The sequence below is a fragment of the Kribbella sindirgiensis genome, from assembly GCF_004331435.1.
Lineage (GTDB): Bacteria > Actinomycetota > Actinomycetes > Propionibacteriales > Kribbellaceae > Kribbella > Kribbella sindirgiensis.
The window spans coordinates 281193-306112 of the sequence record NZ_SJKA01000007.1 but is presented as its reverse complement, the minus strand read 5'-3'; the positions used below and the strand labels follow the sequence as shown (position 1 = coordinate 306112).

25 protein-coding genes are annotated in these 24920 nt (G+C 69.1%); 10 read left to right on the top strand and 15 right to left on the bottom strand.

Annotated elements, in window-relative coordinates; genetic code table 11:
- Positions 1 to 22: 22 nt before the first annotated feature.
- The 8 genes from E0H50_RS22015 to E0H50_RS21980 form a co-directional block, all read right to left on the bottom strand.
- Positions 23 to 1645: a dipeptide ABC transporter ATP-binding protein gene (locus E0H50_RS22015; protein ID WP_131291518.1), complete on the bottom strand. Its 1623-nt coding sequence runs from the start codon at positions 1643 to 1645 to the stop codon at positions 23 to 25.
- On the bottom strand, positions 1642 to 2157 hold the full coding sequence (locus E0H50_RS22010) for a GbsR/MarR family transcriptional regulator (protein ID WP_131291516.1): 516 nt from the start codon (positions 2155 to 2157) through the stop codon (positions 1642 to 1644). The genes E0H50_RS22015 and E0H50_RS22010 overlap by 4 nt, the downstream gene beginning before the upstream one ends.
- Entirely contained in the window at positions 2150 to 3619 is a 1470-nt protein-coding gene (locus E0H50_RS22005) for a serine hydrolase domain-containing protein (RefSeq protein ID WP_131291514.1), read from the bottom strand. Before E0H50_RS22005 ends, E0H50_RS22010 begins: the two co-directional genes overlap by 8 nt.
- Positions 3620 to 4501 carry an ABC transporter permease gene (locus E0H50_RS22000; RefSeq protein ID WP_131291512.1) on the bottom strand — a complete coding sequence of 294 codons (882 nt, stop codon included), beginning with the start codon at positions 4499 to 4501 and terminating at the stop codon, positions 3620 to 3622. It lies immediately after the preceding gene.
- Positions 4494 to 5420 (bottom strand): ABC transporter permease, encoded by a 927-nt coding sequence (locus E0H50_RS21995; RefSeq protein WP_131291510.1) that lies wholly within the window; start codon positions 5418 to 5420, stop codon positions 4494 to 4496. Before E0H50_RS21995 ends, E0H50_RS22000 begins: the two co-directional genes overlap by 8 nt.
- On the bottom strand, positions 5420 to 6796 hold the full coding sequence (locus E0H50_RS21990) for a M14 family zinc carboxypeptidase (protein ID WP_131291508.1): 1377 nt from the start codon (positions 6794 to 6796) through the stop codon (positions 5420 to 5422). Before E0H50_RS21990 ends, E0H50_RS21995 begins: the two co-directional genes overlap by 1 nt.
- Positions 6796 to 8382 carry a peptide ABC transporter substrate-binding protein gene (locus E0H50_RS21985; RefSeq protein ID WP_131291506.1) on the bottom strand — a complete coding sequence of 529 codons (1587 nt, stop codon included), beginning with the start codon at positions 8380 to 8382 and terminating at the stop codon, positions 6796 to 6798. Before E0H50_RS21985 ends, E0H50_RS21990 begins: the two co-directional genes overlap by 1 nt.
- Positions 8383 to 8542: 160 nt before the next feature.
- Positions 8543 to 9046, bottom strand: coding sequence for a MarR family winged helix-turn-helix transcriptional regulator (locus tag E0H50_RS21980; RefSeq protein WP_131291504.1), 504 nt, complete (start codon positions 9044 to 9046; stop codon positions 8543 to 8545).
- A gap of 32 nt (positions 9047 to 9078) precedes the next feature.
- On the opposite strand from E0H50_RS21980, the gene E0H50_RS21975 reads away from it, so the two are divergent.
- The 4 genes from E0H50_RS21975 to E0H50_RS21960 all read left to right on the top strand — a co-directional run bounded on the left by E0H50_RS21975 (position 9079) and on the right by E0H50_RS21960 (position 11968).
- Positions 9079 to 9525, top strand: a complete 447-nt coding sequence (locus E0H50_RS21975; protein WP_131291502.1) for a DUF4231 domain-containing protein — start codon at positions 9079 to 9081, stop codon at positions 9523 to 9525.
- Positions 9526 to 9556: 31 nt separating this feature from the next.
- Positions 9557 to 10279: a maleylpyruvate isomerase family mycothiol-dependent enzyme gene (locus E0H50_RS21970; RefSeq protein WP_131291500.1), complete on the top strand. Its 723-nt coding sequence runs from the start codon at positions 9557 to 9559 to the stop codon at positions 10277 to 10279.
- Positions 10280 to 10340: 61 nt separating this feature from the next.
- Positions 10341 to 10688, top strand: coding sequence for a YciI family protein (locus E0H50_RS21965; RefSeq protein ID WP_131291497.1), 348 nt, complete (start codon positions 10341 to 10343; stop codon positions 10686 to 10688).
- Positions 10689 to 10705: 17 nt separating this feature from the next.
- The gene (locus E0H50_RS21960) at positions 10706 to 11968 is read left to right on the top strand and encodes an RNA polymerase sigma factor (protein ID WP_131291495.1); all 1263 of its coding nucleotides are present in this window, start codon (positions 10706 to 10708) and stop codon (positions 11966 to 11968) included.
- Between the two features lie 146 nt (positions 11969 to 12114).
- On the opposite strand, the gene E0H50_RS21955 is transcribed toward E0H50_RS21960, so the two are convergent.
- The 4 genes from E0H50_RS21955 to E0H50_RS21945 all read right to left on the bottom strand — a co-directional run bounded on the left by E0H50_RS21955 (position 12115) and on the right by E0H50_RS21945 (position 15585).
- Complete coding sequence (locus tag E0H50_RS21955) at positions 12115 to 12834, bottom strand: PH domain-containing protein (protein ID WP_131291493.1); 720 nt, start codon at positions 12832 to 12834, stop codon at positions 12115 to 12117.
- 89 nt (positions 12835 to 12923) lie between these two features.
- Complete coding sequence (locus E0H50_RS43055; RefSeq protein ID WP_165547247.1) at positions 12924 to 13082, bottom strand: hypothetical protein; 159 nt, start codon at positions 13080 to 13082, stop codon at positions 12924 to 12926.
- A gap of 297 nt (positions 13083 to 13379) precedes the next feature.
- Positions 13380 to 14336: a methylmalonyl Co-A mutase-associated GTPase MeaB gene (meaB, locus tag E0H50_RS21950; RefSeq protein WP_131291491.1), complete on the bottom strand. Its 957-nt coding sequence runs from the start codon at positions 14334 to 14336 to the stop codon at positions 13380 to 13382.
- Between the two features lie 46 nt (positions 14337 to 14382).
- Positions 14383 to 15585, bottom strand: a complete 1203-nt coding sequence (locus E0H50_RS21945) for an acetyl-CoA C-acetyltransferase (protein WP_131291490.1) — start codon at positions 15583 to 15585, stop codon at positions 14383 to 14385.
- Between the two features lie 135 nt (positions 15586 to 15720).
- On the opposite strand from E0H50_RS21945, the gene mce reads away from it, so the two are divergent.
- The 5 genes from mce to E0H50_RS21920 all read left to right on the top strand — a co-directional run bounded on the left by mce (position 15721) and on the right by E0H50_RS21920 (position 21874).
- The gene (gene mce / locus E0H50_RS21940; RefSeq protein WP_131291488.1) at positions 15721 to 16146 is read left to right on the top strand and encodes a methylmalonyl-CoA epimerase; all 426 of its coding nucleotides are present in this window, start codon (positions 15721 to 15723) and stop codon (positions 16144 to 16146) included.
- Positions 16147 to 16229: 83 nt separating this feature from the next.
- Positions 16230 to 17129, top strand: a complete 900-nt coding sequence (locus E0H50_RS21935) for a sensor histidine kinase (protein ID WP_131291486.1) — start codon at positions 16230 to 16232, stop codon at positions 17127 to 17129.
- A 134-nt stretch (positions 17130 to 17263) separates the two neighbouring features.
- Positions 17264 to 18595 carry a crotonyl-CoA carboxylase/reductase gene (gene ccrA / locus E0H50_RS21930; protein ID WP_131291484.1) on the top strand — a complete coding sequence of 444 codons (1332 nt, stop codon included), beginning with the start codon at positions 17264 to 17266 and terminating at the stop codon, positions 18593 to 18595.
- Between the two features lie 109 nt (positions 18596 to 18704).
- Entirely contained in the window at positions 18705 to 20507 is a 1803-nt protein-coding gene (locus E0H50_RS21925; RefSeq protein WP_238151132.1) for a coiled-coil domain-containing protein, read from the top strand.
- Positions 20504 to 21874, top strand: coding sequence for an AI-2E family transporter (locus E0H50_RS21920; RefSeq protein WP_131291482.1), 1371 nt, complete (start codon positions 20504 to 20506; stop codon positions 21872 to 21874). Before E0H50_RS21925 ends, E0H50_RS21920 begins: the two co-directional genes overlap by 4 nt.
- On the opposite strand, the gene E0H50_RS43475 is transcribed toward E0H50_RS21920, so the two are convergent.
- Both E0H50_RS43475 and E0H50_RS21910 read right to left on the bottom strand, forming a co-directional pair.
- A complete protein-coding gene (locus E0H50_RS43475) occupies positions 21869 to 22495 on the bottom strand; it encodes a type II toxin-antitoxin system HicB family antitoxin (RefSeq protein WP_202868265.1) in 627 nt (208 codons plus the stop codon). The genes E0H50_RS21920 and E0H50_RS43475 overlap by 6 nt on opposite strands.
- A 65-nt stretch (positions 22496 to 22560) precedes the next feature.
- Positions 22561 to 23322, bottom strand: a complete 762-nt coding sequence (locus tag E0H50_RS21910) for a phytanoyl-CoA dioxygenase family protein (protein ID WP_131291480.1) — start codon at positions 23320 to 23322, stop codon at positions 22561 to 22563.
- Positions 23323 to 23407: 85 nt separating this feature from the next.
- Here E0H50_RS21910 and E0H50_RS21905 point away from each other — a divergent pair, with 85 nt between their 5' ends.
- Positions 23408 to 24142, top strand: coding sequence for an AraC family transcriptional regulator (locus E0H50_RS21905; RefSeq protein ID WP_165547246.1), 735 nt, complete (start codon positions 23408 to 23410; stop codon positions 24140 to 24142).
- A gap of 1 nt (position 24143) precedes the next feature.
- On the opposite strand, the gene E0H50_RS21900 is transcribed toward E0H50_RS21905, so the two are convergent.
- Positions 24144 to 24896 carry a carbohydrate deacetylase gene (locus E0H50_RS21900; RefSeq protein ID WP_165547245.1) on the bottom strand — a complete coding sequence of 251 codons (753 nt, stop codon included), beginning with the start codon at positions 24894 to 24896 and terminating at the stop codon, positions 24144 to 24146.
- Positions 24897 to 24920: the final 24 nt, after the last annotated feature.

Genomic DNA, 24920 nt, shown 5'->3' with positions numbered 1-24920 from the left:
CCAACTATTTCCAAGACGGCGCCTAGCCGGCCAACCTGAGCCCGCGCCGACGGGACTGCTCGCGGGGGTCCGGGACGGGCGCGGCCTCCAGGAGGCGGACCGTGTACGGGTCCTGGGGATCGCGGAGGACCGACTCGCGGTCGCCCTGCTCGACCAGGCGGCCCTGGCTCATCACGGCGACGCGGTCGCAGACCTGGTCGACCACGGCGAGGTCGTGGCTGATGAACAGGCACGCGAAGTGCAGCCGGTCCTGAAGTGAGCGGAGCAGCTCCAGCACGGTGGCCTGCACCGAGACGTCGAGGGCGGACGTCGGCTCGTCCGCGATCAGCAGCCCGGGATCGAGCGAGATCGCCCGCGCGATCGACACCCGCTGGCGCTGACCGCCGGACAGTTCGTGCGGGTACCGCCCGGCCCAGGCGCCTGGCAGTTCGACACTGTCGAGCAGCTCCTCGACCCGGCGACGGAGCTCGGCGCCCCGGACACCGCGATGGACGGCGAGCGGCTCACCGACGGACTGCCCGATGGTGCCGCGCGGGTTCAGCGAACCGGCCGGGTTCTGGAACACGACGCCGATCCGGGCGCGGGTCTTGCGGAGGTCCGACGCCGACGCCGAGGTCAGCGCCTGTCCGGCGACGTGGACCTCGCCCGACGTGATCGGTGCGAGCCCGAGCACCGCCTTGCCGATCGTGGACTTCCCGGATCCGGACTCACCGACCAGGCCCACGATCTCGCCGGGGTTGAGCCCGAGACTCACCTCCTCGACCGCACGCACCGTCCGGCCGCGGCGACCGCGGTACTCGACCACGAGCTCGTCGATCCGCAGCGCCGGTACCTCCTGGTCCGCCACCGGGTCCGACTCCCGCGCACCGCCCCGCGGCACCGCGTCCAGCAGCGTCCGCGTGTACTCCTGCGTCGGGTGGTCGAACAGCTCGTGGACCTCGGCCGTCTCCACCACCGACCCCTTGCGCATCACGACGACCCGGTCGGCCACGTCCGCGACCACGCCCATGTCGTGGGTGATGATCATGATCGCGCCGGAGATCTTCGACCGCATCGCGAGCAGTACGTCGAGCACTTCCTGCTGCACGGTCACGTCCAGGGCCGTGGTCGGCTCGTCGGCGATCAGGAGCTCCGGGTCGCAGGCCAGCGCGATCGCGATCATCACCCGCTGGCACTGCCCGCCGGACAGCTGGTGCGGGTAGTACTTCAGCCGGTTGCCGGGGATCTCGACCATCCGCAGCAACTCGATCGCCCGCTCCCGCGCTGCGGACCGCGACAGCGACGGCTGGTGGGTGCGGATCATCTCGACCAGTTGCGCCCCGATCGTGAACACCGGGTCGAGCGCCCCGGACGGATCCTGGAAGATCATCGCGATCCGCCGGCCGCGGAGCGCGGTGAGTTCGGCCCGCGACATCGCCAGTACGTCGGCACCACCGAAGCTGATCCGCCCGCCGGCGCGGGCGTTCGAGGGCAGCAGTCCTAGCGCTGCTAGCGCCGTGACGCTCTTCCCGGAACCCGACTCGCCCACGACCGCGAGCACCTCGCCGGGACGCACCCCGAAGCTGACCCCGTCGACCGCGCGCTGCGTCGTACCGCCGACGGTGAAGTCGACCGTCAGCTCCTCGAACCGCAGGACGTCGGTCATTCCTTCTCCCCGGCTTCGAGCTTGTCGCGATGTTCCTGCCAGTCCGCGAGCATCTTCTTGTGGTACGACGCCAGCCACTCGAAGTAGTTGCGCGCGTTCCGCAGCCGCTTCGCCACACCGGGCATCCCCTCGGGGAGTTCGGCGAGCATGTCGTCGAACAGCCGCTGCTGTTTGCCGAGGGACCGCCGCTCCCCCGCCAGGAAGCTCCCCCAGACGTCGTCCTCGACCTTGAAGTAGTGGTTGCGATCGCCCGGTACGGCGTGCCGCACGATGAACCCGAGATCGATCAGCCGCCGGGTCGCGCTCGAGATCGAGCCCGCGCTCGCCGACAACGCCCGGGTCAGTTCGGCCGAGGCGACGTACGGCTTGTTGCTCACCATCAGGTAGCCCAGCACGCGCCCCTCCATCCGCGGCGAGCCTGCCAGCTCTCTTAGCAGGGCGAACTGCTCGACGAAGTCCGCGCGGCGCGAGTCCTCCTCCCACGCGTCGTCAGGCATCGTCTCGTCACTCATCCCGACCTCCTACGGCGGCTCCCACGACGGCTCCCGCGATCTGCGCCGTACGGCGTGCCCGGAACGCGTCGACCGGCCAGCGCGAGCTCCCGCCGTACCGGACCAGCGACGGCCGGCCGGCCTCGTCGTCGGACCAGGTGAATTCCACCTTCTCGCCGATCGACCCGAATCCGGCCGAAGGTACGACGGCCAGCGTGTTCTCGTCGACGACCTGGAGCTCTTCGTAGCTGTCCACCGGATCCGGTGCGGCCGGGAAGAACGCGACCAGGCGCCCGCCGAGCAGCGCGATGCTGATCACGCCCATCAGGTTCGCGAAGTCGCCGCAGAACCGCCGGGCGTCGATGTCGCTCGGCACCTGGGTACCGGCCGGCGGCTCGGCGGCGAGGTTCAGCAGCTTGACCACACCGGTGGCCAGCGCGCCCGCCGGCCCGCCGATGCAGTTGGTGAGCACCGATACGACGACCTGCTCGGTGGGGTCGATGAAGGTCCGGGTGATGTGCCCCGGGTACCCGCCGCTGTGCCCGACCAGCCGACGGCCGCCGATCGTCACGATGTCCATGCCGAGCCCGTACCGCCCGATCTCGCGACCGTTGGCGTTCACCAGGCTCTCGTCCCGCTGCAGCATCCGCTTGCTCGCGTCGCCGATCAACTGGTCCGCGCCGAAGAAGTGCGCGGCCCCGTAGACGGCCAGGTCCTCGGCGGTCGAGTAGAACCCGGTCGCGGCCGCCATCGCGCGGGTGTCCACGTGCGGGATGAGTTCGCGTACGTCGTTCCCGTCGAGCAGCCCGGTGTGACCGCCGGCGTACTCACCGGCGCGCGCACGCTCCCACTCGGCGCCGGTGTTGGTCAGTCCCAGCCGGTCCACGATGTTCGCCGCGACGTAATCGCCGTACGACGATCCGCTCGCGGACTCGATCACCAGGCCGAGCAGCGAGTAGCCGATGTTCGTGTACTTGAAGTACTCGTTGCGCTCGAACACCTGGCCGGCGGATCGGCACAGCTCGATGAGTGCGTCCCGGTCCGGGAACGGATCCATCAGCTGCCAGTAGTCCTTGTCCACCCCGTCCCGGATCACGCCCGCTTGGTGACCGAGCAACTCCCGCACGGTGACCGGCGCCAACGCGCTCCCGGTCAGTTCGGGGACATGCGCATCGATCGGGTCGTCCAGCCGGACCTTGCCCTGTTCGGCCAGTTGCAGGATCGAGGTCGCCGTGAAGGTCTTGCTGTGCGACGCGATCCGGAACAGGTGGTCCGTGCGCAGCGGCGTACCGGCGACCTCGTCGCTGTGGCCGAGGGCGGTCGAGAGGACGAGTTCGTCGCCGACCCGGATCGCCGCCTGGACTCCCGGCGTGCGCAGGTAGCGGCGCTGGTACTCCAGCCAGCTCTCGATGGCCGGTGCGGCTTCCCGGGCGATGTGGATGTCGTAGGACAAGGCGGCGTCCGTTCTGTCAGAGGTGGTCATTCAGGAGCGTCCCTTCGGGTTCACCGCGTCGCGGAGCACGTCGCCGAGGGTGATCAGGCTCAGTACCGTCGCGGCGAGGAAGATCGCCGGGTAGATCAGTGTGTGCGGCGCCTGCTGGAAACGCGACTGCGCGGTGGCGAGTTGCAGGCCCCACGAGATCGACGGCGCCCGCAGGCCGAGGCCGAGGAAGGTCAGCGTCGACTCGGCCACGATCACGCCGCCGACGGTCAGGGTGGCGACCGCGAGCACCGGGCCGACCGCGTTCGGCAGCACGTAGTGGGACAGGATCCGGGTGGTCGGGAACCCCATCGCCTTCGCGGCCTGGACGTACTCCGCGTCCCTCGTCGCGCGGACGGTCGTACGCACCATCCTGGCCAGGGTCGGCCAGGAGAACACCGCGAGGACGAGCGACACCGACAGGACCGAGCGCTTGCCGAGGCTGTTCAGTACGACGATCGCGCCGAGCAGGAACGGGAAGCCGAGGAACACGTCGGTCAGCCGGGCCAGGATCGAGTCCGCCCAGCCGCCGACGTACCCGGCGACCGTTCCGACGCCGACGGCGATGACCAGAGCGATCAACGTGCACACCAGGCCGACGGACAGCGACGCGCGGGCGCCGTGGACGACGTTCGCGTAGACGTCGCAGCCCTGGAGGTCCTGGCCGAACGGATGGCCGGGTGACGACGGGCGCGCGCTGGCGGAGATGTCGCAGGCGCGCGGGTCGGCGCTGCTGAACAGCTGCGGGACGATCGCCATCAGGAGCAGAACCGCTAGCACCGCCAGCGGCAGCCAGAAGAGCACGCGGCGGCGGACGGTCGCCCAGACGCCGCGGCGCGCGATGACGTCCTCGTCGACGGTCTGAAGGAGCACTGCGTCAGTCATGGCGGATCCTCGGGTCGAGGAGGGAGTTGAGCAGGTCGACGACGAGGCTGGTCAGCAGGAAGATCATGATCAGCGCGGTCGCGATGCCGACCACCGTCGGCCCTTCGTGCACCCGGATCGACTCGAACAGCAACTGCCCGACACCCGGCAGGTTGAAGATGCCTTCGGTCACGACCGCCCCACCGAGCAACGCGCCCAGGTCGATCGCGAGATACGTCAGCACCGGGATCGCCGAGTTGCGCAGTACGTGCACGCCAATGACCCGACGCCTGCTGAGGCCCTTCGCCCACAGGGCGCGGACGAAGTCGGAGCTCATCGTGTCGACCACGCTGCCCCGGGTCAGCCGCGCGACCGCGGCCAGCCCGTAGATCGCGAGAACCGTTGCCGGCAGCAAGTACGACGTCGGCCAGCCGTCCGATACGCCCGCGATCGGCAGCAGCGACAGCTTCACACCGAACACCAGCTGCGCCGTCACCGCCATCACGAAGATCGGCACCGACGCGATCAGGATCGTCAGGATCAGCACCCCGCGGTCGATCCAGGTGTTCTTCCGCAGGCCGGCGACCAGACCGAGGCCGACACCGATCACCACCTGGATCACCCAGGCCGTCAGCGCGAGCCGGATCGTCACCGGCCAGCGGCTCGCCAGCCGCTCGGCCACCGACCGGCCGCGGAAGTCGACGCCCAGGTCGCCGGTGAGCAGGTGACCGAGATAGCGCAGGTACTGCGACCAGAGCGGATCGTTGAGGTGGTACAGATTCCGGATTCGCTCGACCACCGCCGGCGACAGCGGCTGATCACCGCCGAGACTGGAGATCGGGTCACCGGGTAGCGCGAAGACGGCCGCGTAGATGGCGAACGTGACGCCGAAGAACACCAGCACCAGTTCGATCAGCCGCCGGATCGTGAACCGCGCCATCAGTCCGCCCGCCTTCGTACCGCGTCGAGCAGTGCGAGCGCGGCGGCGTACTGCACTCCGACCAGATCCTTGATCGGGATCGTCCGCAGCTGCGTGTCGAGTTCCGCGGCCTCGTCCTGCCAGCCGCGGTACAGCTCGCGTAAGCGCTTCGCAGGTGCGTGGATCGCGGCCGCGGCGCCGCCACGGGCGATCTCGCCCTCGACGGCGCGAACCAGCATCCCGCCGTACCGGAGCCGGAACATCCGGTTGACGTCGGGCAGGCCGAACGCTTCCGCGACGGTCGCGCGCCGGCCCGGGTCGATCCCGGCCGCTCGCCGCCGATCCCGCTCCGGACGCCGGAACAGGTACGGCAGGAACGCGCCGATCCCCCGGACCAGCTGCGAGTCGTCCGAGAGGTACGGCCGTACCTGCTGGAAGATCTCGTCCATCGCCCGCAGGTTCTGCTCGAGTTCGTCGGCCGCGTCCGCGAGCACCTGCCGGTACGACGCCTCCGTCGGCGACTCGTCGTCCGCCGCCGGGTGCGTCCAGTACGGCAGCTCGGCGATCAGCGTGACGGTGCCGTGCCGCTCGGCGTACGCCGCCGACGAAGCACCCGATCCGTTGGGTGTCGGCAGTCCCAGCCGTTCGGCGTAGTCGTACGTGGCCTTGGCCGAGATCATCTCGTACACCGCCGGACCGAGCGGGCGTGCCACCGGCGTCTCGGGCTCGCCGAGGTCGAGCGGCAACCCGAAGGACGCCGCCACCTGGTGCAGTTCGTCGACGTACCCGTCGAGCTCCTGCGTGACGTAGTAGTAGACGCCGCCGAGCTCGGTGTTGTGCAGCGAGACGGCGATGATCGGTTGCAGCTCGTCGATCACCCGCATCAGGGCGAGCGTCTCGGGCAGCACCTGGTCGAAGTACGCATCCTTGTACTGGAACGGGAACGACCACTCGACCTGCTCGGCCGGGGCAGGCCGGTGGAAATGCGCGCTGTAGTGGACCCGGGTGAACGGGCCGTCGAACCAGCCCTCGTTCAGGCGGGTGCCGTCGGGGTCGATGCAGCCGATGATGTTCCAGCGGCACGTCGCCCGCAGCTCCGGATCGGCGCACAGGTCCTCGGCCAGCTGGATCGCGGTCCAGAACCCGATCGGTTCGTTCGGATGGACGCCGGCGTACACCAGGGCCTGGTCGGGGCCGTCGCCGATCGAGTGCATCGTGATCGGGTCGCCGAGTCTCGACGTACCGATCCTTCTCCTGGTCACCAGGTCGGGGTGCCGGTCGGTCAGGGTGTCCAGGCGCGCGGTGATCTCGTCGACGCCCGGAAAGTGGGTCAGATCGGGGACGCGGTGGGCCCGCTCCAGGATCGCCTGGAGCGGGCCGGCCGGGGCAGCCGCCATCAGTTGTCCGCCAGCGTGGTGTTCTCGAGTTCGAGGCTGCCCGCGCCTTCGGCCAGCTTGGCGATCCGGTCCGAGGTCGCGTACGTGTACTTCTCGAAGAACATCGGCGGCGCCGGGAAGTCCTTCAGGATCGCCTTCTGTACGTCGACGTACCCCGCGATCGCCTTCTGCGGGTCGACCTGCGCGTCCGCCTTCGCGAGCAGCTGCTCGACCTGCGGGGTGTAGTAGGGGATGCAGTTCACGCAGCCGCCGGCCTTCGTGTAGAAGGAGCGGAGGGTGTTCTGCTGACTGGCGTAGAGGGCGCCCCAGCGGGAGAAGTACGGGCCGCTCAGCTTCTTGTCGTTGCGCAGCTTCTGGAACTCGGGGAAGTCGGTGGTCGGCGTCGCGGTGACGTCCTTGATCCCGAGGTTCTGCCGCAGCTGGTTGGCGTAGGCGTTGTAGAGGTCGTCCAGACCCGAACCGCCCGGGTAGCGGATCTCCATCGTGCCGCTGAAGCCGCCCGCCTCGGCCAGGAGCTGCTTGGCCTTGGCCGGGTTGAACGTGCACAGCTCGCCGCACAGGTCCTTCGGCGTCCCGGGCTCTCCCGGCGGCGTCAGCGCCGTCGCGGGCTCCCAGATGCCGCCGTAGATCACGTTGCTCACGGCCTGCCGGTCGATCGCCATCGAGATCGCCTGCCGCACCCGGATGTCCTGGTAGCGCTTGTCCCACAACGGCAGACCGAGGTAGTTCATGCCCAGGCCCTGGAAGACGTACGCGCGGTCGCCGAAGTCCTTCTTCACCTGCGCCATCCGGGCCGCCGGGACGAACAGGATGTCGGTGTTCCCGGCCTGTACGTCGGTGTAGGCCGTCGTCATGTCCGTGTACGGCTTGAACACGATCTCGTCGACCGTGGGCTTCGGGCCCTGGTAGGCGTCGTACCGCTTGACCGTCATCGGCTCGTTCTCGGTGTAGCCGCCGACCATCTGGAACGGCCCGTTGCCGATCGGCTGCTTGCCGAAGGCATCGAAGTCCTTGTACGCCGCTTCCGGCAGCGGGAAGAACCCGCTCTGCGCCTGCGACAGCTGCACCGGGAACTGACCGTCCGGGCTCTTCAGCGTGACCGTGAAGGTCAGGTCGTCGACGACCTTGAGGCCGGACAGCTGCGTCGTGGTGGGCTTGCCCTTGGCCGGGTTGAGGGCGTCGTACCCGGCGATGTTGACCAGCTGGCCGCTGTTCTCCCAGGCGTTCGGGCCGTACGCGACCGTGCTCCACGCCTTCACGTAGCTCTCGGCGGTGACCTTCTCACCGTTGTGGAAGGTCCAGCCCGGGCGCAGCTTGACGGTCCAGTGCACGGCGTCGGTCGACTTCACCGACTCGGCGTTCAGGTAGGTCAGCGATCCGTCGCTCTTCACGAAGGTCAGGCTCGAGAACAGCTCCTTGACCTGGGCGAACGCGATCGTCTGGCGACCGGGGTTGAGGGTCACCGGGTCGGAGACGGCGTACGAGATCGACTTGGTCGCGCCGTCGGAGGACCCGGAACCGCCGCCGCCGGAGCAGCCGGCCAGGGCCACGGTGGCGGCGAGGAGAACAGCGGCAGCACGCTTCATGAGGTCCTCCAGGGACGTGTGCCGGCCTGCAGGGGTGGCCGACTCGTCTCCGATCCTGGACGTTCATCCCACGAACTGGCAATAGGGAAACTTGGGAAGTTTCAGTAGGAAATGAACTTTTAGCGTGGGCGTAACACAGGATCCCGCGGTCAGGAGTGGGTCAGTTGAAGTCGCCGGCGTTGTGCCGGAGGGGTTCCAGGACGGACCAGAGCATCTTCAGCTGGTCGTCGGTGAGGCCGGACAGGGCGAAGTCGGCGGCGACCAGGTCGGCGGTGGCGCGTTCGACCAGCTCACGGCCCTCGGGAGTGATCTCGCAGAGCACCGCGCGGCCGTCGTCCGGGTGCGGCGTCCGGGTCACCAGCCCGGCCGCCTCGAGCCTGCGGACGATCGAGGTCACCGAGGTCGGGTGCACCTGCAGCCGCTCCCCCATCTTTCCCAGCGGCAGCGACCCGCGCCGGGAGAAGGTCAGCAGCACCAAGGCCTCGAACCGGGCGAACGTCAGCCCGTGCTTGCGGAGGATCTCGTCCAGCTCGTTGATCACGATCTGCTGCGCCCGCATCAGCGACGTCACGGCCCGCATCTGCTCGACGGCGCCCCACCGCCGCCCCCACTGCCGCGACGCCTCGTCGATCGGATCGAACGGCAACGCCCTCTTCCTGGCCATGAGCGGAACCTTAACCCCACACTGATCTGACCATGTCGAAGCTCAGAGATTCCGACTTCCCCTCGCTCGGGACGGACGCGCCCGCGGAGCAGCTGATCAGCATTCGTTTTCGCTGGTACGCCGCGCAGGCCCGGCGGGCCCGTATCTGGTACCGGGCGCTCGGGACCGTGCAACTCGTCGCCGCCCTGGTGATCGCGATCTCGGTGGCCATCAAGGCGCCCGTCTGGCTCGCGCCGTCGCTCGGTGGCGTGATCGCGCTGGCCGAGGGAATCCGGACGTTGTTCGGGTTCAAGGACTCGTATCCGACGTACACGCGGACCGCGCAGGAACTGCGGAACGAGGCCTGGCTCTACTCGCAGCAGGCCGGCCGGTACGCCAAGGCCGGCGAGCCGGTGAAGTTGCTCGCCGAGCGCGTGGTCGAGATCAGCTACTCCGAGACCCAGGACTGGGAGGCGGCCTTGAAGGCGCGGAGCGTCTGAAACTGTCGGCAGGCTCTGGCAGGGTGCGGACATGAGATCTCTGGAGCATCTGCGGGCCGAGAGCGCGCGACTCGGCGAGGTCGCGCGGACCGGGCTCGACGCGGCCGTGCCCAGTTGCCCGGGATGGACGGTGGACGACGTGGTCCGGCACGTCGCGATGGTGTACGTCCACAAGGTCGAGGTGCTGAAGCTCGGCGCACTCCCCGACCCGTGGCCGCCCGACTTCACCGGCCTCGCTTCGCTGGAGTGGTACGACGACGCGCGCGCGGCGATCGTCGACGCCCTGGAAGCTGCCGGGACCGAGACGCCGACCTGGACGTTCAGTCCGCGCGACCGCACGTCCGCGTTCTGGTACCGGCGGATGACGCACGAAACCGTCGTCCACCGGATCGATGTCGAGCAGGCGCGCGACGCCGTCACCCCGATCGACCCCGAGCTGGCCCTCGACGGGATCGACGAGATCCTCTACCCGACACTCGGCGGGCCGTGGTGGGAGGAGGGCGACACCGCCCATCCGATCGACGCGGCCGTTCGGCTGACCGCGGGCGGCCGGTCCTGGACCGTGGACGCCGACGCGACGAGTGTCGACGTACGGCAAGGGGCCGAGGGCGATGCGGCGGCGGAGGTGTCCGGGGATCCGGCGCAGGTGTACCTGTGGTTGTGGGGGCGGGCCGGGGACGACATGATCGAGATCGTCGGCGATCCCGGCGTGGTGCGCGCGTTCCGCGGGAGAATTTCCGAAGCTTCGCAGTGATGATGTCCTCTGTGGGAGTTGTCGTTCGTTCCCTTCACAACAGACGAGAAGGAGGACTCTCATGGCGCAGTACCTTGCACTGACCTACACCGCCGATGTCGACTGGTGGGCGCCCGAACAGGCCGACGAGCTGGCCGAGTACCGGAGGTTCGGGGTCGAGTTCGCCGACCAGGTCACGGCGAGCGCCGTCCTGCATCCGACCTCGACAGCAACCGTCGTCCGGGTCGAGGGCGCCCGCGGCGGCCCGGTCGTCACGACCGACGGCCCGTACGCGGAGACCAAGGAAGCGCTGACCGGCTACTACCTGATCGAGGCTGAGGACCTCGAGGAGGCGGTCCGGGTCGCTGCCGAGATCCCGGCAGCCTGGGGCGGCGCGGTCGAGGTCCGCCCGGTGATCGTGGCCAAGTAGCGTCCTGGAGTTCGCCGGTGAATGAGCGGTACGACGTGGTCGGGGAGACGGTTCGGATCGAGGGGGCGCGGATTCTCGCGACCCTGATCCGGACCGTCGGCGACGTCCAGCTCGCCGAGGACGCGGTGCAGGAGGCGACCCTGGCGGCGCTCGGTGCGTGGCCGGTGACCGGCGTACCGCCCGAGCCGCGCGCCTGGCTCACCGTGACCGCCCGGCGAAAGGCGATCGACATCATCCGCCGCGAGCAGGCTCGCACCGGCAAGGAACGCGACGGCGCAGACCTGATCGAGCTGACCAAGCGCGAGGTTGAGAGCGACGCCGTCGTTCAGGACGACCTGCTGCGGCTGATCTTCACCTGCTGCCACCCGTCGCTGTCCCCTCCGACCCGCGTGGCTCTCGCACTCCGCACGCTCTGCGGCCTCTCCCCCGCACAGATCGCCGGCGTACTGCTGACCACCGAGGTCGCCACCACGAAGCGGCTCGTCCGCGCGCGGCAGAAGATCGCCGCCGCACGCATCCCGTACCGCGTGCCGGCCGAGGCCGAGTTACCCGAGCGGCTGCCCGCGGTCTGCGCCGTCATCCACAGCCTCTACACCGCGGGCCATGCACCGACCGAGGGCGAAGCGGCGTACGACGTCGACCTGTGCGCAGAAGCGATCCGGCTGGCTGAGCTTCTGCACTCGCTTCTCCCCGACCAGCCGACACCGACGGCAATCCTGGCGCTCCTGCTTCTGACCGAGGCGCGTCGACCGGCCCGCGTCGACGACGCCGGCGAGGTGGTGACGCTGGATCTGCAGGACCGCTCGCTGTGGGATCAGGACCTCATCGGCCGCGGCGTCGCGCTCCTCAACGACTCGCTGGAGCGGTCCGCTCGGCAGGCCGACGCGTATCAGTTGCAGGCCGCGATCGCGGCCGAGCACGCGCGCGTACCGAGCTACACCGCGACCGACTGGCGCGAGATCGTCCGGCTGTACGACCTGCTGGTCGAGGTCGCCCCCAGCCCCGCCGCCGAACTCGCCCGCGTCGTCGCGATCGCCGAAACCGGTGCGGTCGACACGGCTCTCAAGCTGCTCGACGAGATCCCGTCCAGCTCACGCCGGCACGCCGTACGCGGCGAACTCCTCGCCCGCCGCTCCCGCTACGCCGAAGCCGCCGACGAGCTGCAGCAAGCGCTGGACACAGCCGCGCCCAACCACCCCGAACGCCCCCACCGAGAACGCCGCCGCAACCACTTCCGCAACCTCGCCGAACACCCCCGCAACTACCCACCAACCACCTGAACCACCTGAACCACAACCGGCTCCAGTAGCGCCGACCGCGGCGTAACTGGGTGAGGCGCAGGGCCGTGAGACAGGTTCTGGTGGGCTTGCACCTGATATTTCCTGTCCGCAGCACCCGGAAGGTGTCTCTTCCCCATACGAGCCGTTTACTCGTTGTCGGTCCAGTTGCCGCGTTCGCTGTTGAAGATGGACTTCGAGGCGGACGAGGACTGTGGTGGTGTGGGTCGGGAGGTCTGCGCGGCCGCCGGGGCCGGAGTGCTCGCCGTGACCTCCTGCGCCGAGTCCATCCCGATCGGGCCGGTGCCGTCGTCGTCGGAGTCCTCGTCCCCCTGCAGTACGTCGACGCTCGCGGAGGCCCGCAGGCCGGTGCGCTGGATGACGCGCTGGATCGTCAGGTCGCGGTCGTCGGGCCGGCTGACCCACTTGATCTCGCGGAAGCCCTGGTCCTGCGCGGCCGACTCGAAGACGAAGTGGCCGTAGCCGAGCATCCGCCCGATGATCGGCTTCTGCAGCGTGATGTCGAGGACCCGGGCGATCGGGGTGGTCGCGACGGTCTGCGAGAAGACGCCGCGGATCCGCATGACCCGCATGTTGGTGACCACGAAGCGGTCCCGATGCTGGGTGAGGAACTGCCAGAACGCATGACTGAGCAGCACCAGAACGATCGCCAGCAGCACCGGCTGACCACCGATCGCGGTGGTGGCCATGGTGAGCAGCAGTGCCGCCGCGAGCAGGACCTCGAGCATCGGCACCGTGAACACCACCCAGTGGTGCCGGACCTCGTCGATGACGACTTCGCCCTCGTCCGAGATCAGATGGCGCCGGACCTTCGGGTCGAAGATCCGGAACAGGCCTATTCCGGCCATCCGTTCACTCCCCTGTCACGCTGTTGTGTGACCCCGTGTAGCTCAAGTGTCCCGCACGACGACGCGCAACGGGACACTTGACAGGCAGATCAGCTGAACAGCGCGGTCAGGAACTGGATGACACTCCCGAACGCGTCACCGACGGCCGAGAACGCTCCACCCACCGCACCGGCGGCGTTGGTCGGCTGGGTGAAGAGGTAAAACCCGGCAAAGGCGATGAGCGACCAGATCAACAGCTTCTTCGGCATGTCGCCACTCCTTGTTCCTAACCACTCGGTCGACTGTGTTTGAGTTTGTATCACGGACCGTGACCAATTGTCACTGCATGAACACAGCCCACCGCACAATGCTCACCAGCTACAAGGTCCATTCTGTAACGGATCCGGGGGCATGGCACCCATCGGCGCGCCGCCCTGAGACACGGATCGCCGTACCCACCGGAAATCCTGCGGCATTTGCCCGAAATCGGCACAACTCCCGGTGAACGAAATGCCAAAGACACCATGTGACACAACGTGGTCGATTGTTCCACGGCGAGACAAGTGTCACAAAGCGGCGATGAGCTCGTCGGCCGCCGAATAGGGGTCGGTGCCGCCGTCCGCGACCTTCGCGGCCAGGACGTCGAGCCGGGCGTCGCCGTGGAGGTGCGCGAACCGGGCCCGGAGCGCCGTGGTGGCGATCGCCTCGATCTCGTCCCGCGCCCGGCTCCGGCGACGTTCGGTGAGTACGCCGTTCCCGCGCATCCACTCCAGCCGGTCCTCGATCGCCTGCACGACCTCGGCGACCCCTTCGTTGCGGGACGCGACCGTCTTCAGGATCGGCGGCGACCAGGCGCCCTCGGAGCGCTCGGCCAGCGCCAGCATCGACCGCAGGTCCCGGGTGACCGACTGGACGCCGTCCCGGTCCGCCTTGTTCACCACGTAGATGTCGCCGACCTCGAGGATCCCGGCCTTGGCCGCCTGGATGCCGTCGCCCATGCCCGGAGCCAGCAGCACCAGCGTCGTGTCCGCCATCCCGGCGATCTCCACCTCGGACTGCCCGACCCCGACCGTCTCCACCAGCACCACGTCGAACCCCGCCGCGTCCAGCACCCGCAACGCCTGCGGGGTCGACCACGACAGCCCGCCGAGATGCCCGCGGGACGCCATCGACCGGATGAACACGCCGCGGTCGGTCGCGTGGTCCTGCATCCGCACCCGGTCCCCGAGCAGCGCTCCGCCGGAGAACGGCGACGACGGGTCCACCGCGAGTACGCCGACCCGCTTCCCGGTCTCCCGGTACGCCGAGACCAGGGCCGACGTCGACGTCGACTTGCCGACGCCGGGCGAGCCCGTGATCCCGACGATGTGCGCGTGACCGGCGTACGGCGCCAACTCGGCCATCACCTCACGCAGCAGCGGAGACTCGTCCTCGACCAACGAGATCAACCGAGCCACGGCCCGGGAGTCCCCCTCCCGGGCCCGTCCGACCAACTCCCCGACCGGCGCAGTTCGTCGCGGCATCAGACTCCCCGCCGCTCAACGGACGAGCGCGGGCTCGGGGTCGGCATCAGCTCTTCGGAACCCGGACGATGAGGGCGTCGCCCTGACCGCCGCCGCCGCACAGGGCTGCCGCGCCGACACCGCCGCCGCGGCGGCCGAGTTCGAGGGCCAGGTGCAGCACGAGGCGGGCGCCGGACATCCCGATCGGGTGGCCGAGAGCGATCGCGCCGCCGTTCACGTTCACCTTGTCGTCGCCGACCTGCAGCTCGCGCGCGGACGCGATCCCGACCGCCGCGAACGCCTCGTTGATCTCGATCAGGTCGAGGTCCGCCGGCTGGATGCCTTCCTTCCCGCAGGCCTTGACGATCGCGTTGGCCGGCTGGCTCTGCAGCGACGAGTCCGGCCCGGCGACCGAACCGTGCGCGCCGATCTCGGCGATCCAGCTGAGCCCGAGTTCCTCGGCCTTCGCCTTGCTCATCACGACGACCGCACAGCCGCCGTCGGAGATCTGCGACGCCGACCCGGCCGTGATCGTGCCGTCCTTGCCGAACGCCGGCCGCAGCTTGCCCAGCACCTCGACCGACGTGTCACCGCGGACACCTTCGTCGCTGTCCACGATGATCGGGTCGCCCTTGCGCTGCGGCACCTCGACCGGGACGACCTCGTCGGCGAACACGCCGTTCTTCCACGCCTCGGCGGCGCGCTGGTGCGAACGGGCGCTGAACTCGTCCTGCTCCGCGCGGCTCAGCTTCTGGCGCTCGGTGTTCGCCTGGTCCGTCAGCGCACCCATGGCCTGGTCGGTGAACGCGTCCCACAACCCGTCGTACGCCATCGAGTCGACCAGCGCGGTGTCGCCGTACTTGAAGCCCTCACGGGACTTCGGCAGCAGGTGCGGCGCGTTCGTCATCGACTCCATACCGCCGGCCACGACGACGTCGTACTCACCGGCGCGGATCAGCTGGTCGGCGAGCGCGATCGCGTTCAGCCCGGACAAGCAGACCTTGTTGATCGTGATGGCGGGCACGTCCATCGGGACGCCGCCCTTGACCGCGGCCTGGCGGGCGGTGATCTGACCGCCGCCGGCCTGCAGGACCTGGCCCATGATCACGTACTCGACCTGGTCCGGCGCGACGCCGGCCTTCTCGAGTGCGCCCTTGATCGCGAACCCGCCGAGCTCTGCTCCGGTGAAGCCCTTGAGGCCACCCAGCAACCGCCCGATCGGGGTCCGTGCACCGGCGACGATGACGCTGTGGTTCCGCGTGTCAGACATGCCGTCACGATACCTGCGACCGCACTGGTACGCCGCTGCTCGACGACGTCAGACGGGTCACACGGATGGTGTCCGGAGCTGTCACGTGGGCCACTTTCGATGGCCTCGCGGCGGGGTCTGCGCCACGCTGGCGGGATGGATCAGTTGTTCGACGCGATCGACCACGTCGGCATCGCGGTGCCCGACTTCGACGAAGCCGTCCGGTACTACGCCGACGTGTTCGGCATGACCGTGGCGCACGAGGAGGTCAACGAGGAGCAGGGCGTCCGGGAGGCGATGCTGTCGGTCGGCGACTCGGGGTCCTCGATCCAGTTGCTGGCGCCGCTGTCGGACGCCTCCCCGATCGCGAAGTTCCTCGACCAGCGCGGCCCGGGCATCCAGCAGCTCGCGTACCGGGTGCGCGATCTCGACGCGGTCTCGAAGGTGCTGCGCGAGCGCGGCGCCCGCCTGCTGTACGACGAGCCGAAACGCGGCACCGCCGGCTCCCGGGTCAACTTCGTGCACCCGAAGTCGGCCGGTGGCGTCCTGGTCGAACTCGTGGAGCCACGAGCCTCGCAGTAGGCGCTGGGTCACCGGACGGGACCTGGGGGTGACGGCACGCTATTCGAGTCTCGTCGGCCTCGTTGGCGGACTACTCTGATCGGGTGCTGAAGGACAGCGCCACCGACTCCTTGCACGGTGCGCCGGCCGGATTCCTGCACGACGCCTTTGTCCACGTGTCGGACGAGGAGTTCGTGCAGCGCTCGGCTGCGCTCGTACGGGAGGGTCTGGCGGCGGGGGAAACCATCGTGGCCGTGCTGCCGCCGGAGCGGATCGCCGTACTGCGCGACGCTCTCGGACCGCTGCACCCTGAGGTCCGCTTCACCGACATGACCGTTGCCGGGGGCAACCCGGCGCGGCTGATCCCGTACTGGCGCGGCGTCATCGAGCAGCACCCCGGACCGGTCCGCGGACTCTGCGAGCCGGCGTACCCGGGACGCAGCGCCGCGGCGTACGACGAGGTGCTGCTGCACGAGGCGCTGTCCGATATCGCGTTCGCGCAGGACCGGGCGTTCCGGCTGCACTGCGCGTACGACGCGTCCGTCGGCATCGACCCGACCGCGACGCACTCGGGCGCAGAGGCCCTTGCGGAGAAGGAGTTCCGGATCCCGCTGGACGACGTACCGGACCGGGCCGAGCGGTGGGAGTTCGGGGCGGACGAGCTCGGGCAGATCCGCCAGTGGCTGAGTGGGCAGGCGGCGTCGCACGGCGTGTCGAGGGACCGGCTCGAGGACCTGTCGCTGGCGTTGCACGAGATCTGCACGAACAGCATCCGGTTCGGCGGCGGACGCGGGCGGCTGGCGGTGTGGATCGCCGACGGCACGCTGATCTGCGACGTCCTGGACTGCGGGCGGATCGACGATCTGCTCGTCGGGCGGGTGCTGCCGCCGCTGGACGGGCTCGGCGGGCGGGGCGTCTGGCTCGCCAATCAGCTGTGCGACCTGGCGCAGCTGCGGTCCGGCGACGACTTCACCCAGGTACGGCTGCACACCCGGCTGCGATAAGACCACTGACAACGGTGGACTGGAAAAGTGACGGTCGTCTCAACCGTCGCTCGCTGTGTTACAGGGCACAGCCAGGGGCGCATACTCAGCGGTAAGTTCCGCTCACTCAGACCGCCGCTCCTGGAGGTACTTTCGTGAAGCAGATCCTTGAGGCGATCCTCTCCGGTGACAACGCCGCCGTCGGAGAGCTCGACGTACCGGAGCACTACCGCGGAATCACCGTCCACGCCGACGAGGCCGCGATGTTCGACGGGCTGGACAGCAAGGAGAAGGACCCGCGCAAGAGTCTGCACCTCGACGACGTCCCGACACCCGAGCTCGGCCCCGGCGAGGCACTCGTCGCCGTGATGGCCAGCGCGATCAACTACAACACCGTCTGGACGTCGATCTTCGAGCCGGTGTCGACCTTCTCGTTCCTCAAGCGGTACGGGAAGCTGTCGCCGCTGACGGCCCGCCACGACCTGCCGTACCACGTGGTCGGCTCCGACCTGGCCGGCGTCGTACTGCGGACCGGGCCGGGCGTGAACGCCTGGAAGCCCGGCGACGAGGTGGTCGCGCACTGCCTGTCGGTCGAACTGGAGTCGCCGGACGGGCACAACGACACGATGCTCGACTCCGAGCAGCGGATCTGGGGATTCGAGACGAACTTCGGCGGTCTCGCCGAGATCGCGCTCGTGAAGTCGAACCAGCTGATGCCGAAGCCGGCCCACCTCACGTGGGAGGAAGCGGCCTCGCCGGGGTTGGTGAACAGTACGGCGTACCGGCAGCTGGTGTCCGCGAACGGCGCCAACATGAAGCAGGGCGACGTCGTACTGGTCTGGGGCGCGTCCGGCGGCCTGGGCTCCTACGCGACGCAGTTCGCGCTGAACGGCGGAGCGATCCCGGTGTGTGTGGTGTCGTCGCCGGAGAAGGCCGAGATCTGCCGCGCGATGGGCGCCTCGCTGATCATCGACCGCTCGGCCGAGGGGTACAAGTTCTGGAAGGACGAGCACACCCAGGACCAGCGCGAGTGGAAGCGGTTCGGCGCGCGGATCCGGGAGCTGACCGGCGGCGACGACCCCGACATCGTGTTCGAGCACCCGGGGCGGGAGACGTTCGGGGCCTCGGTGTTCGTCGCCCGGAAGGGCGGGACGATCGTGACCTGCGCGTCGACGTCCGGGTTCATGCACGAGTACGACAACCGGTACCTGTGGATGAACCTGAAGCGGATCATCGGCTCGCACTTCGCCAACTACCGCGAGGCCTGGGAGGCCAACCGGCTGATCGCCAAGGGCATGGTGCACCCGACGGTCAGCAAGGTCTACCCACTCGAGGACACCGCGCAGGCGGCGTACGACGTCCACCGCAACCTCCACCAGGGCAAGGTCGGCGTCCTCACCCTCGCCCCCACCGAAGGCCTCGGCATCCGCAACCCAGCCCTCCGCGAACAACACCTGGACGCCATCAACCGCTTCCGGAACCGTTGACGATTGCTTCCGTAGCAGCCAGGAGCTCGTGCGTTTGGGCGTTTGAGTGGGGTTCTGACAGGCTTAAGGTGGGGGATTCACTGTGAGCCGCCAGAAGGGAACCTCGGGAATGCCTGACGAGTCGAGCCTGCCGTTCTTCGACCGCACGGCGACAGCGGCCGGGGGCTTCCCGGTCAGTCGCCGCGGGTACGACAAGCAGGCCGTGGACGACTACGTCCGCGCGCTGGAGATGCAACTCGTCCAGGCACGCAACCGCGCCGACGAGCTGCAGCAGAGTGTCGCGCCGATGCAGCACCAGCTCGCGGAGACGCGGCGCCAGCTCGAGGCCAGCGCGAACCCGTCGTACGCCGGACTCGGCGACCGGGCCGCGCAGATCCTCCGGCTCGCCCAGGACCAGGCGTCCGAGGCGCTCGAGGAGGCCAAGCGCGAGGCCGAGGAGCTGCGCGCGAACGCGGCCAAGGAGGCCGCGGCGGCGCGGGCGACCGGTGACCGCGAGGCCGAGGACATCCGGACCGTCGCGCTCAACGAGGCGGACAGCATGCGCCGTACCGCCGAGGGCGACGCGGCCGAGTTGCGGCGTACGGCGGAGACCGAGGCGGCCGAGGTACTGCAGGCGGCCCGGCGGAAGGCGGAGCAGCTGCAGCTGACCGCGGAGTCGCAGGCGAGCACGCTGAAGAACGGCGCGCTGCACGAGGCCGAGAAGATCCGGACCGCGATCCAGCGCGAGTCGGCGGCGCTGCGGGCGCGGCTGGCGGACGAGCGCGAGCAGCAGGCCAAGGAGCTGGCCGACAAGCACCAGCAGATCGCGGCCGACACCGACAGCCTGACCACCCAGATGAAGGAAGCCGCCGAGGCGTCCGAGCGCCGGGTGGCCGAAGCGACCGAGCAGGCCCGCAAGATCCGCGCCGAGGCCGAGGAGTCGGCCGAGCGGACGCTGTCGCGCGCCCGCCGGGAGGCCGAGCAGCTGCTGACCACCGCGCGTACCCGCGCTGAGGCCGAGCTGGCGAACGCGGCCGACGAAGCCGAGCGGTCCCGGACCGTTGTCGCGCGGGAGACGGAGCGGCTGGCGAAGCGCCGGGACGGCATTCTGACCCAGATCGCCGGGCTGAACGAGATCGCGAGCAACATCGCCCGCCAGGCGGCGGAGCTGGACTCCGAGACCGCCGCGGGCCCGTACGTGAACCCGTTCGCGCGGCCGGCCGAGCCCCCGCGGCCTCCGCTCGGCGCGACCGGCACCGGCGCCGGCAGCCCGTTCGCCTCGGAGCCCTCGACCCCGCTCCCCTCCACCCCGCCTCCCTCAGCCACCACCTTCGAGTCGTCAGCCCCTAGCTCGGCTCCGACTGATTCGGCAGCGGCTGGGTCGGGTTCAGATTCGACGGATGAGGAGAGCCCGTTCCCGGCGGCGACGCCGGCTGACAACCCGTTCCCGGGGGCGACGCCGGCCGCGGGAGCCTCGTCCGAGTCGTCGTACGACACCGAGGGACCGTTCACCGGCTCCAGCCCGTTCGTCGGCCTCAGCGCCGGGGACGCCCGCGTCGACGAGACCCGGATCGACACCGGCCTGCGCATCGACCCGGCGGACGCCGGCGACCTCGCCGGCACCAGCAGGAGCGCCGGCGGCCCCGCCGACCCTGAAGCCGACGCCGCAGACCTCGCCGAACTCGCCGCTCTTGCCGATGACGACGACCTTGCCGACACGACCGACGCCGCCAAGTCCTCGGACGGCGACGAGGAGCCGAAGGACTCGACGATGGTGGACGAGTTCCGGCTGAGTGACCTCGCGAGCGAGGAGACTCGGGTCCAGACGCGGCGCTCCAGCTCGGCGAAGACCTCCGACGACGAGTCGCCCGCGGACGACGAGAAGACCGATGCGGCCACCTCGAGCGCGCGATCCCCGAAGGACAAGATGTGACGCCATCCGGCGACGACACCTCCACAGCGACCCCCGACCAGGACCTCGCCGCCGCCGCGCGCGAAGCGAAGTCCGCCGCCGCGGAAGCCCAGGCCGCCGCCGACAAGAGCGAACAATCCGCAGCCGACGCAGCATCCGCCGCCAAGGCAGCAGACACCTCGGCCGACGAGGCGGACGAGTCTGCCGACAAGGCGGATGAGGCTGCCGAGGAAGCGGATGATGCGGCGGACAAGGCTGCGGCGGCGGCGCATGCGGCGGACGGTGATACCAACTTCGCGGACGAGCTGCTGATCGAAGAGCGGCACCCGTCGGTCGGGATGGGTACGCCGGGTCCGCCACTACGCCGGGGCAACCCGTTCACGTTCGGGTTCTTCGCGGCGCTCGGCGTACTGGTCGCCCTGGGTCTGTGGAACGCCGCCGGCCAGGCGCGCTCGGTCCTGATCCTGCTGCTGGTCTCGATGTTCATCGCGGTCGGCCTGAACCCGCTGGTCGAGTGGTTCATGCGCCGTGGCCTGAAGCGCGGCCTGTCCGTCGGCGTGGTGTTCCTGCTGATGATCCTCGCGGTCGCCGGCGTCGGGTTCGCGATCGTCCCGGTCGTCTCGGACCAGATCAACAGCCTGATCAAGAACGCGCCCGAGTGGCTCGACCTGCTGAAGAATTCGAAGACGGTCGACGATCTGGACAACAAGTACCACTTCATCGACAAGGCCCAGGAGTACATCCAGGACCCCGCGCTGGCGCAACGCGCGTTCGGCGGCATCCTCGGCGTCGGCAAGGTGGTCGCGGGCGCGCTGTTCAACACGTTCACGATCCTGGTGCTGACGCTGTACTTCCTCGCCTCGCTCCCTACGGTGAAGCGTGCGGCGTACAGCCTGGTGCCCCGCACCCGCCGTACCCGCGTCTCGATCCTCGGCGACGAGGTCCTCGGCCGGGTCGGCGGCTACGTCAGCGGCCAGTTCCTGGTGGCGCTGACCGCCGGCGTGATGATGTTCATCTTCCTGGAGATCGTGGGCCTGCGGGAGTACGCCGTGGCGCTGGCGATCGTGGTGATGTTCACCGCCTTCATCCCGATGGTCGGCGGCCTGATCGGCGTCGTGATCGTCGGCCTGATCGGCTTCACCGACAGCCTCTGGGTCGGCATCGCCTGCCTGATCTACGGCATCATCTACCAGCAGGTCGAGAACTACGTCGTGGCACCACGCATCATGCGCCGAGCCGTCGACATCCCCGGCGCCGTCACCGTCATCGCCGCCCTCCTCGGCGGCGCCCTCCTCGGCGTCGTCGGCGCCCTCCTGGCCATCCCCTCAGCCGCCGCCATCCTCCTCATCATCCGAGAAGTCTGGGTCCGCAAAGCCGACGCCTCATAGCTGAACGGGCTGCTGACCGCCCTTCCGAGCACGACGCACACCTGCAGCCGCCCGCGCTGGACGATCAGCCGTCGGCTGTGTCGCCGGCGGGGCGGTCTGCTGTTTCTTGCGGCGGGTGTTCTTCGGTGTGGTCACCTCGATCAGTTGCAGGGAGCGGCCGTCGTCCAGGCGGATGACGAGGTCGTGGGCGAACTCGTGGCGGGCCTGTCGCATCACCTTCGGTTCGCCCGCGTCCCCTGCGGCCGCCTGAACCAACTGCGAGACGCGTTGGTGCGAGACACCGAGCACACTGCTCACGTCCCGCACCGGCACGCTGGCGTCCGTCAGGGCCGACGCAACCTCGCGGGTGAGCTCGGCGACCAGCGCTTCAAGTTCCTTCGCCCGGCGACGCAGTCCGTCGACCAGTTTCTTGGCCTCGAGCAGATCCCGCCCGTCGGCCTCGATACCAGCCACCTCGACCGCGACCTTCGAGAGCGGTACGTCGGTCGACACCGCGATGTACTCCCGAGCCATCCGCTCGACCTCGTCCAACCGCCGAGCCTGCGTCACCCCACCAAGCTCGGGAACCGCCACCATCCACCAACGATCGTCCCGACTGACCGTCACCTCGTACGTCTTCACTCCGCCTCCTCACACTCCGCCAGAGCCCTGTCGACCTTCCGTCCTGACCCGCCGCCAACCGGCTCTCAGGTGGTGACGTCGAGGATGAAGTGTTGGGCGGGGGTTAGGCGGGTGTAGGTGTTCAGGCGGATGTAGGTCTGTTGGTCGAGTTGCTGGGGCAGGTGGCGTTGGGTGAAGTAGGAGTGGAGGGCTCGGCGGGGCTTGTTGGTTCGGTTTTGGGTGCCGCCGTGCCAGAGGTGGCTGTTGAAGACGACTACGGTGCCGGCTTTGCCGAGCAGTTGGATTTGGTCGGGGTGGTCGGCGCCCGGGTTGGGCATTTCGTCGCCGGGCATGGTGCCTCGGCGGTGGGAGCCAGGGACTACTCGGGTGGCACCGTTCGACGGGGTGAAGTCGTCGAGGAGCCAGATCGAGTTGCACACCTCGTACTCGCCCGGCTGGACGGGATGTCCGAAGTCCGCATGCAGGCCCTGGTGCCCTTCACCGGGTAGGGCCGCGCGGCTGTTGAGGGACGAGAGTTTGAACTCGCCGAGCACGTGCCGCATCGCGGCCAGTACGCGCGGGTGGCTGAAGCACACCTCGAACCGCGGATCCTTGTTCACCAGATCCGCCAACCGGTCCGTACCGCGCTCCTGATGCACCTCGAGACCGGCTCGGTCCCCCTCGGCCGCGGTCAGTTCGGCCAGTCGCTTGTTGATCGCGGACACCTCCTCCGCGGCCAGAATCCCTTCCAGCGGAAGGAATCCGTCCCGGTCCAGCTGGTCCTTCTCATCCTGCGTGAGTACGTCGTCGGTGACGCCGAGATCGCGTAGCGCGGTAGCCATATCCATCGCGGTGCTCCTTCACAAGATGCACGAATCGATGCCAGCATCGTTGCGACGTACCTGAGAAACAATGCAGGAGGCGACAGGGCTTATGCACAAATCGCCACGGCTGCTGGGCGCCGGCGTACACACGGCCGCGCCCGGCAAGGACTACCCGTCCCACGCGCACACGTCGTGGGAGCTCGTGTACTACGTTCGCGGCCGGATCACCTGTCCCGTCGGAGACACGACGTACGACGCCACGCCCGGGACCGTACTGCTCACGCCACCGCACACGTGGCATGCCGAGCAGAGCCGCACCGGGTACGCGAACCGCTTCCTCCAGGTCGACGCCGCAACCACCCACCCGTGGCCGCGACTGTGCTACGACGACACCGATCACACCCTGCGCCGGGTGTTCGACGCCCTGGTCCGCGAGACCGAAAGCGACGAGCTCCGCGCGCTCCTGCTCGCCGAACTCGACCTCCGCCTCCGCCGCGCCGCTGCGACCCCGCCGAGAACACCCGCTGAACAACTCGTCGCCCAAGCAGAGCAGCTCTTCGAGGAGCGCTTCGCGGCCGGTCTCCGCATCGCGCACGTCGCAGCCGACCTCGGCGTCTCGCAGTCAGGCCTCCGAGCCGCATTCACCCGACTCCGCAACACCAGCCCGCGGGCCGCGCTTCAAGCAGTACGCCTGCGCCACGCGCTGGCCCACATCCGCAACTCGACCCTGCCACTCCAAGCGGTGGCCGACCTGACCGGCTACCACTCGGTCAGCCACCTCACCCGGCACATCAAAGCCGCCACAGGCTCACCACCCGGCGCACTGCGCAGCAACGGCCCGTAGGTCAGAAGGCGGCTCCGACCGTGGTGAGTTCGATGTTGTGGTCTTCGATGGCTTGGCGGATCTCCGGGTCGGTGACCATTGCCTGGTCGGACAGGCGGTACTCCTCGGCCCAGCGGTAGGTGTAGGTGCCGGGGCGGTGGAGGGCGGCCAGTTCCGGTTCGGCGGCCGCGCAGTGGGTGACGAGGAGGTGGACGCCGGGGGTCAGTTTGTCCAGGTAGTCGAGCAGCCAGGGCTTCTTGTCGTCGGCGTCCCGGTCGCTCAGGACCTCGATCGACGCGAACCGTTTCGCCACGTCAGGCCCGTAGATGAACGGCTTCCCGAGCGCCGCGGACACTTCGTCGTACGCCGACGGCACGGACGACCCCATGTGGAAGTCGAGGTACTCGAGCGTCAACCCCTCGGCCGCGAACTTCGCCGCCTGCGCCGACAACTCCCGCACCGCGTCCGCATGCGTCACGCCCGCCGCAGCCTCCTCGACCGTACGCCGGAACGTCCCGTCCTCCCCCACCAACGACGGACCGTCCGTCAACGGGCGCCACCGCAGGAAGTCCCACTCGCACGTCAGCGTCTGGTGCACTCCCACCGGGATCGCGAACTCCCGCGCGAGCGCTGCCGCCTCGGTGAACCACGGGCAAGCGGCCATCGTCGACACCTGCGTCACGATCCCCTCGCGGAACGCCTGCACCGTCCCCACGTTGACCGCATGACACATCCCGAAGTCGTCACTCTGAACAACCAACTGAACCTCAGCCACGCCTACTCCCACCATCCGCCGACA

Excerpts from the sequence above, each read along its gene's own strand:
- E0H50_RS22015 (WP_131291518.1), bottom strand. The coding sequence starts at position 1,645 with ATGACCGACGTCCTGCGGTTCGAGGAGCTGACGGTCGACTTCACCGTC.
- E0H50_RS22010 (WP_131291516.1), bottom strand. The coding sequence starts at position 2,157 with ATGAGTGACGAGACGATGCCTGACGACGCGTGGGAGGAGGACTCGCGC.
- E0H50_RS22005 (WP_131291514.1), bottom strand. The coding sequence starts at position 3,619 with ATGACCACCTCTGACAGAACGGACGCCGCCTTGTCCTACGACATCCAC.
- E0H50_RS22000 (WP_131291512.1), bottom strand. The coding sequence starts at position 4,501 with ATGACTGACGCAGTGCTCCTTCAGACCGTCGACGAGGACGTCATCGCG.
- E0H50_RS21995 (WP_131291510.1), bottom strand. The coding sequence starts at position 5,420 with ATGGCGCGGTTCACGATCCGGCGGCTGATCGAACTGGTGCTGGTGTTC.
- E0H50_RS21990 (WP_131291508.1), bottom strand. The coding sequence starts at position 6,796 with ATGGCGGCTGCCCCGGCCGGCCCGCTCCAGGCGATCCTGGAGCGGGCC.
- E0H50_RS21985 (WP_131291506.1), bottom strand. The coding sequence starts at position 8,382 with ATGAAGCGTGCTGCCGCTGTTCTCCTCGCCGCCACCGTGGCCCTGGCC.
- E0H50_RS21980 (WP_131291504.1), bottom strand. The coding sequence starts at position 9,046 with ATGGCCAGGAAGAGGGCGTTGCCGTTCGATCCGATCGACGAGGCGTCG.
- E0H50_RS21975 (WP_131291502.1), top strand. The coding sequence starts at position 9,079 with ATGTCGAAGCTCAGAGATTCCGACTTCCCCTCGCTCGGGACGGACGCG.
- E0H50_RS21970 (WP_131291500.1), top strand. The coding sequence starts at position 9,557 with ATGAGATCTCTGGAGCATCTGCGGGCCGAGAGCGCGCGACTCGGCGAG.
- E0H50_RS21965 (WP_131291497.1), top strand. The coding sequence starts at position 10,341 with ATGGCGCAGTACCTTGCACTGACCTACACCGCCGATGTCGACTGGTGG.
- E0H50_RS21955 (WP_131291493.1), bottom strand. The coding sequence starts at position 12,834 with ATGGCCGGAATAGGCCTGTTCCGGATCTTCGACCCGAAGGTCCGGCGC.
- E0H50_RS43055 (WP_165547247.1), bottom strand. The coding sequence starts at position 13,082 with ATGCCGAAGAAGCTGTTGATCTGGTCGCTCATCGCCTTTGCCGGGTTT.
- meaB (WP_131291491.1), bottom strand. The coding sequence starts at position 14,336 with ATGCCGCGACGAACTGCGCCGGTCGGGGAGTTGGTCGGACGGGCCCGG.
- E0H50_RS21945 (WP_131291490.1), bottom strand. The coding sequence starts at position 15,585 with ATGTCTGACACGCGGAACCACAGCGTCATCGTCGCCGGTGCACGGACC.
- mce (WP_131291488.1), top strand. The coding sequence starts at position 15,721 with ATGGATCAGTTGTTCGACGCGATCGACCACGTCGGCATCGCGGTGCCC.
- E0H50_RS21925 (WP_238151132.1), top strand. The coding sequence starts at position 18,705 with ATGCCTGACGAGTCGAGCCTGCCGTTCTTCGACCGCACGGCGACAGCG.
- E0H50_RS21910 (WP_131291480.1), bottom strand. The coding sequence starts at position 23,322 with ATGGATATGGCTACCGCGCTACGCGATCTCGGCGTCACCGACGACGTA.
- E0H50_RS21905 (WP_165547246.1), top strand. The coding sequence starts at position 23,408 with ATGCACAAATCGCCACGGCTGCTGGGCGCCGGCGTACACACGGCCGCG.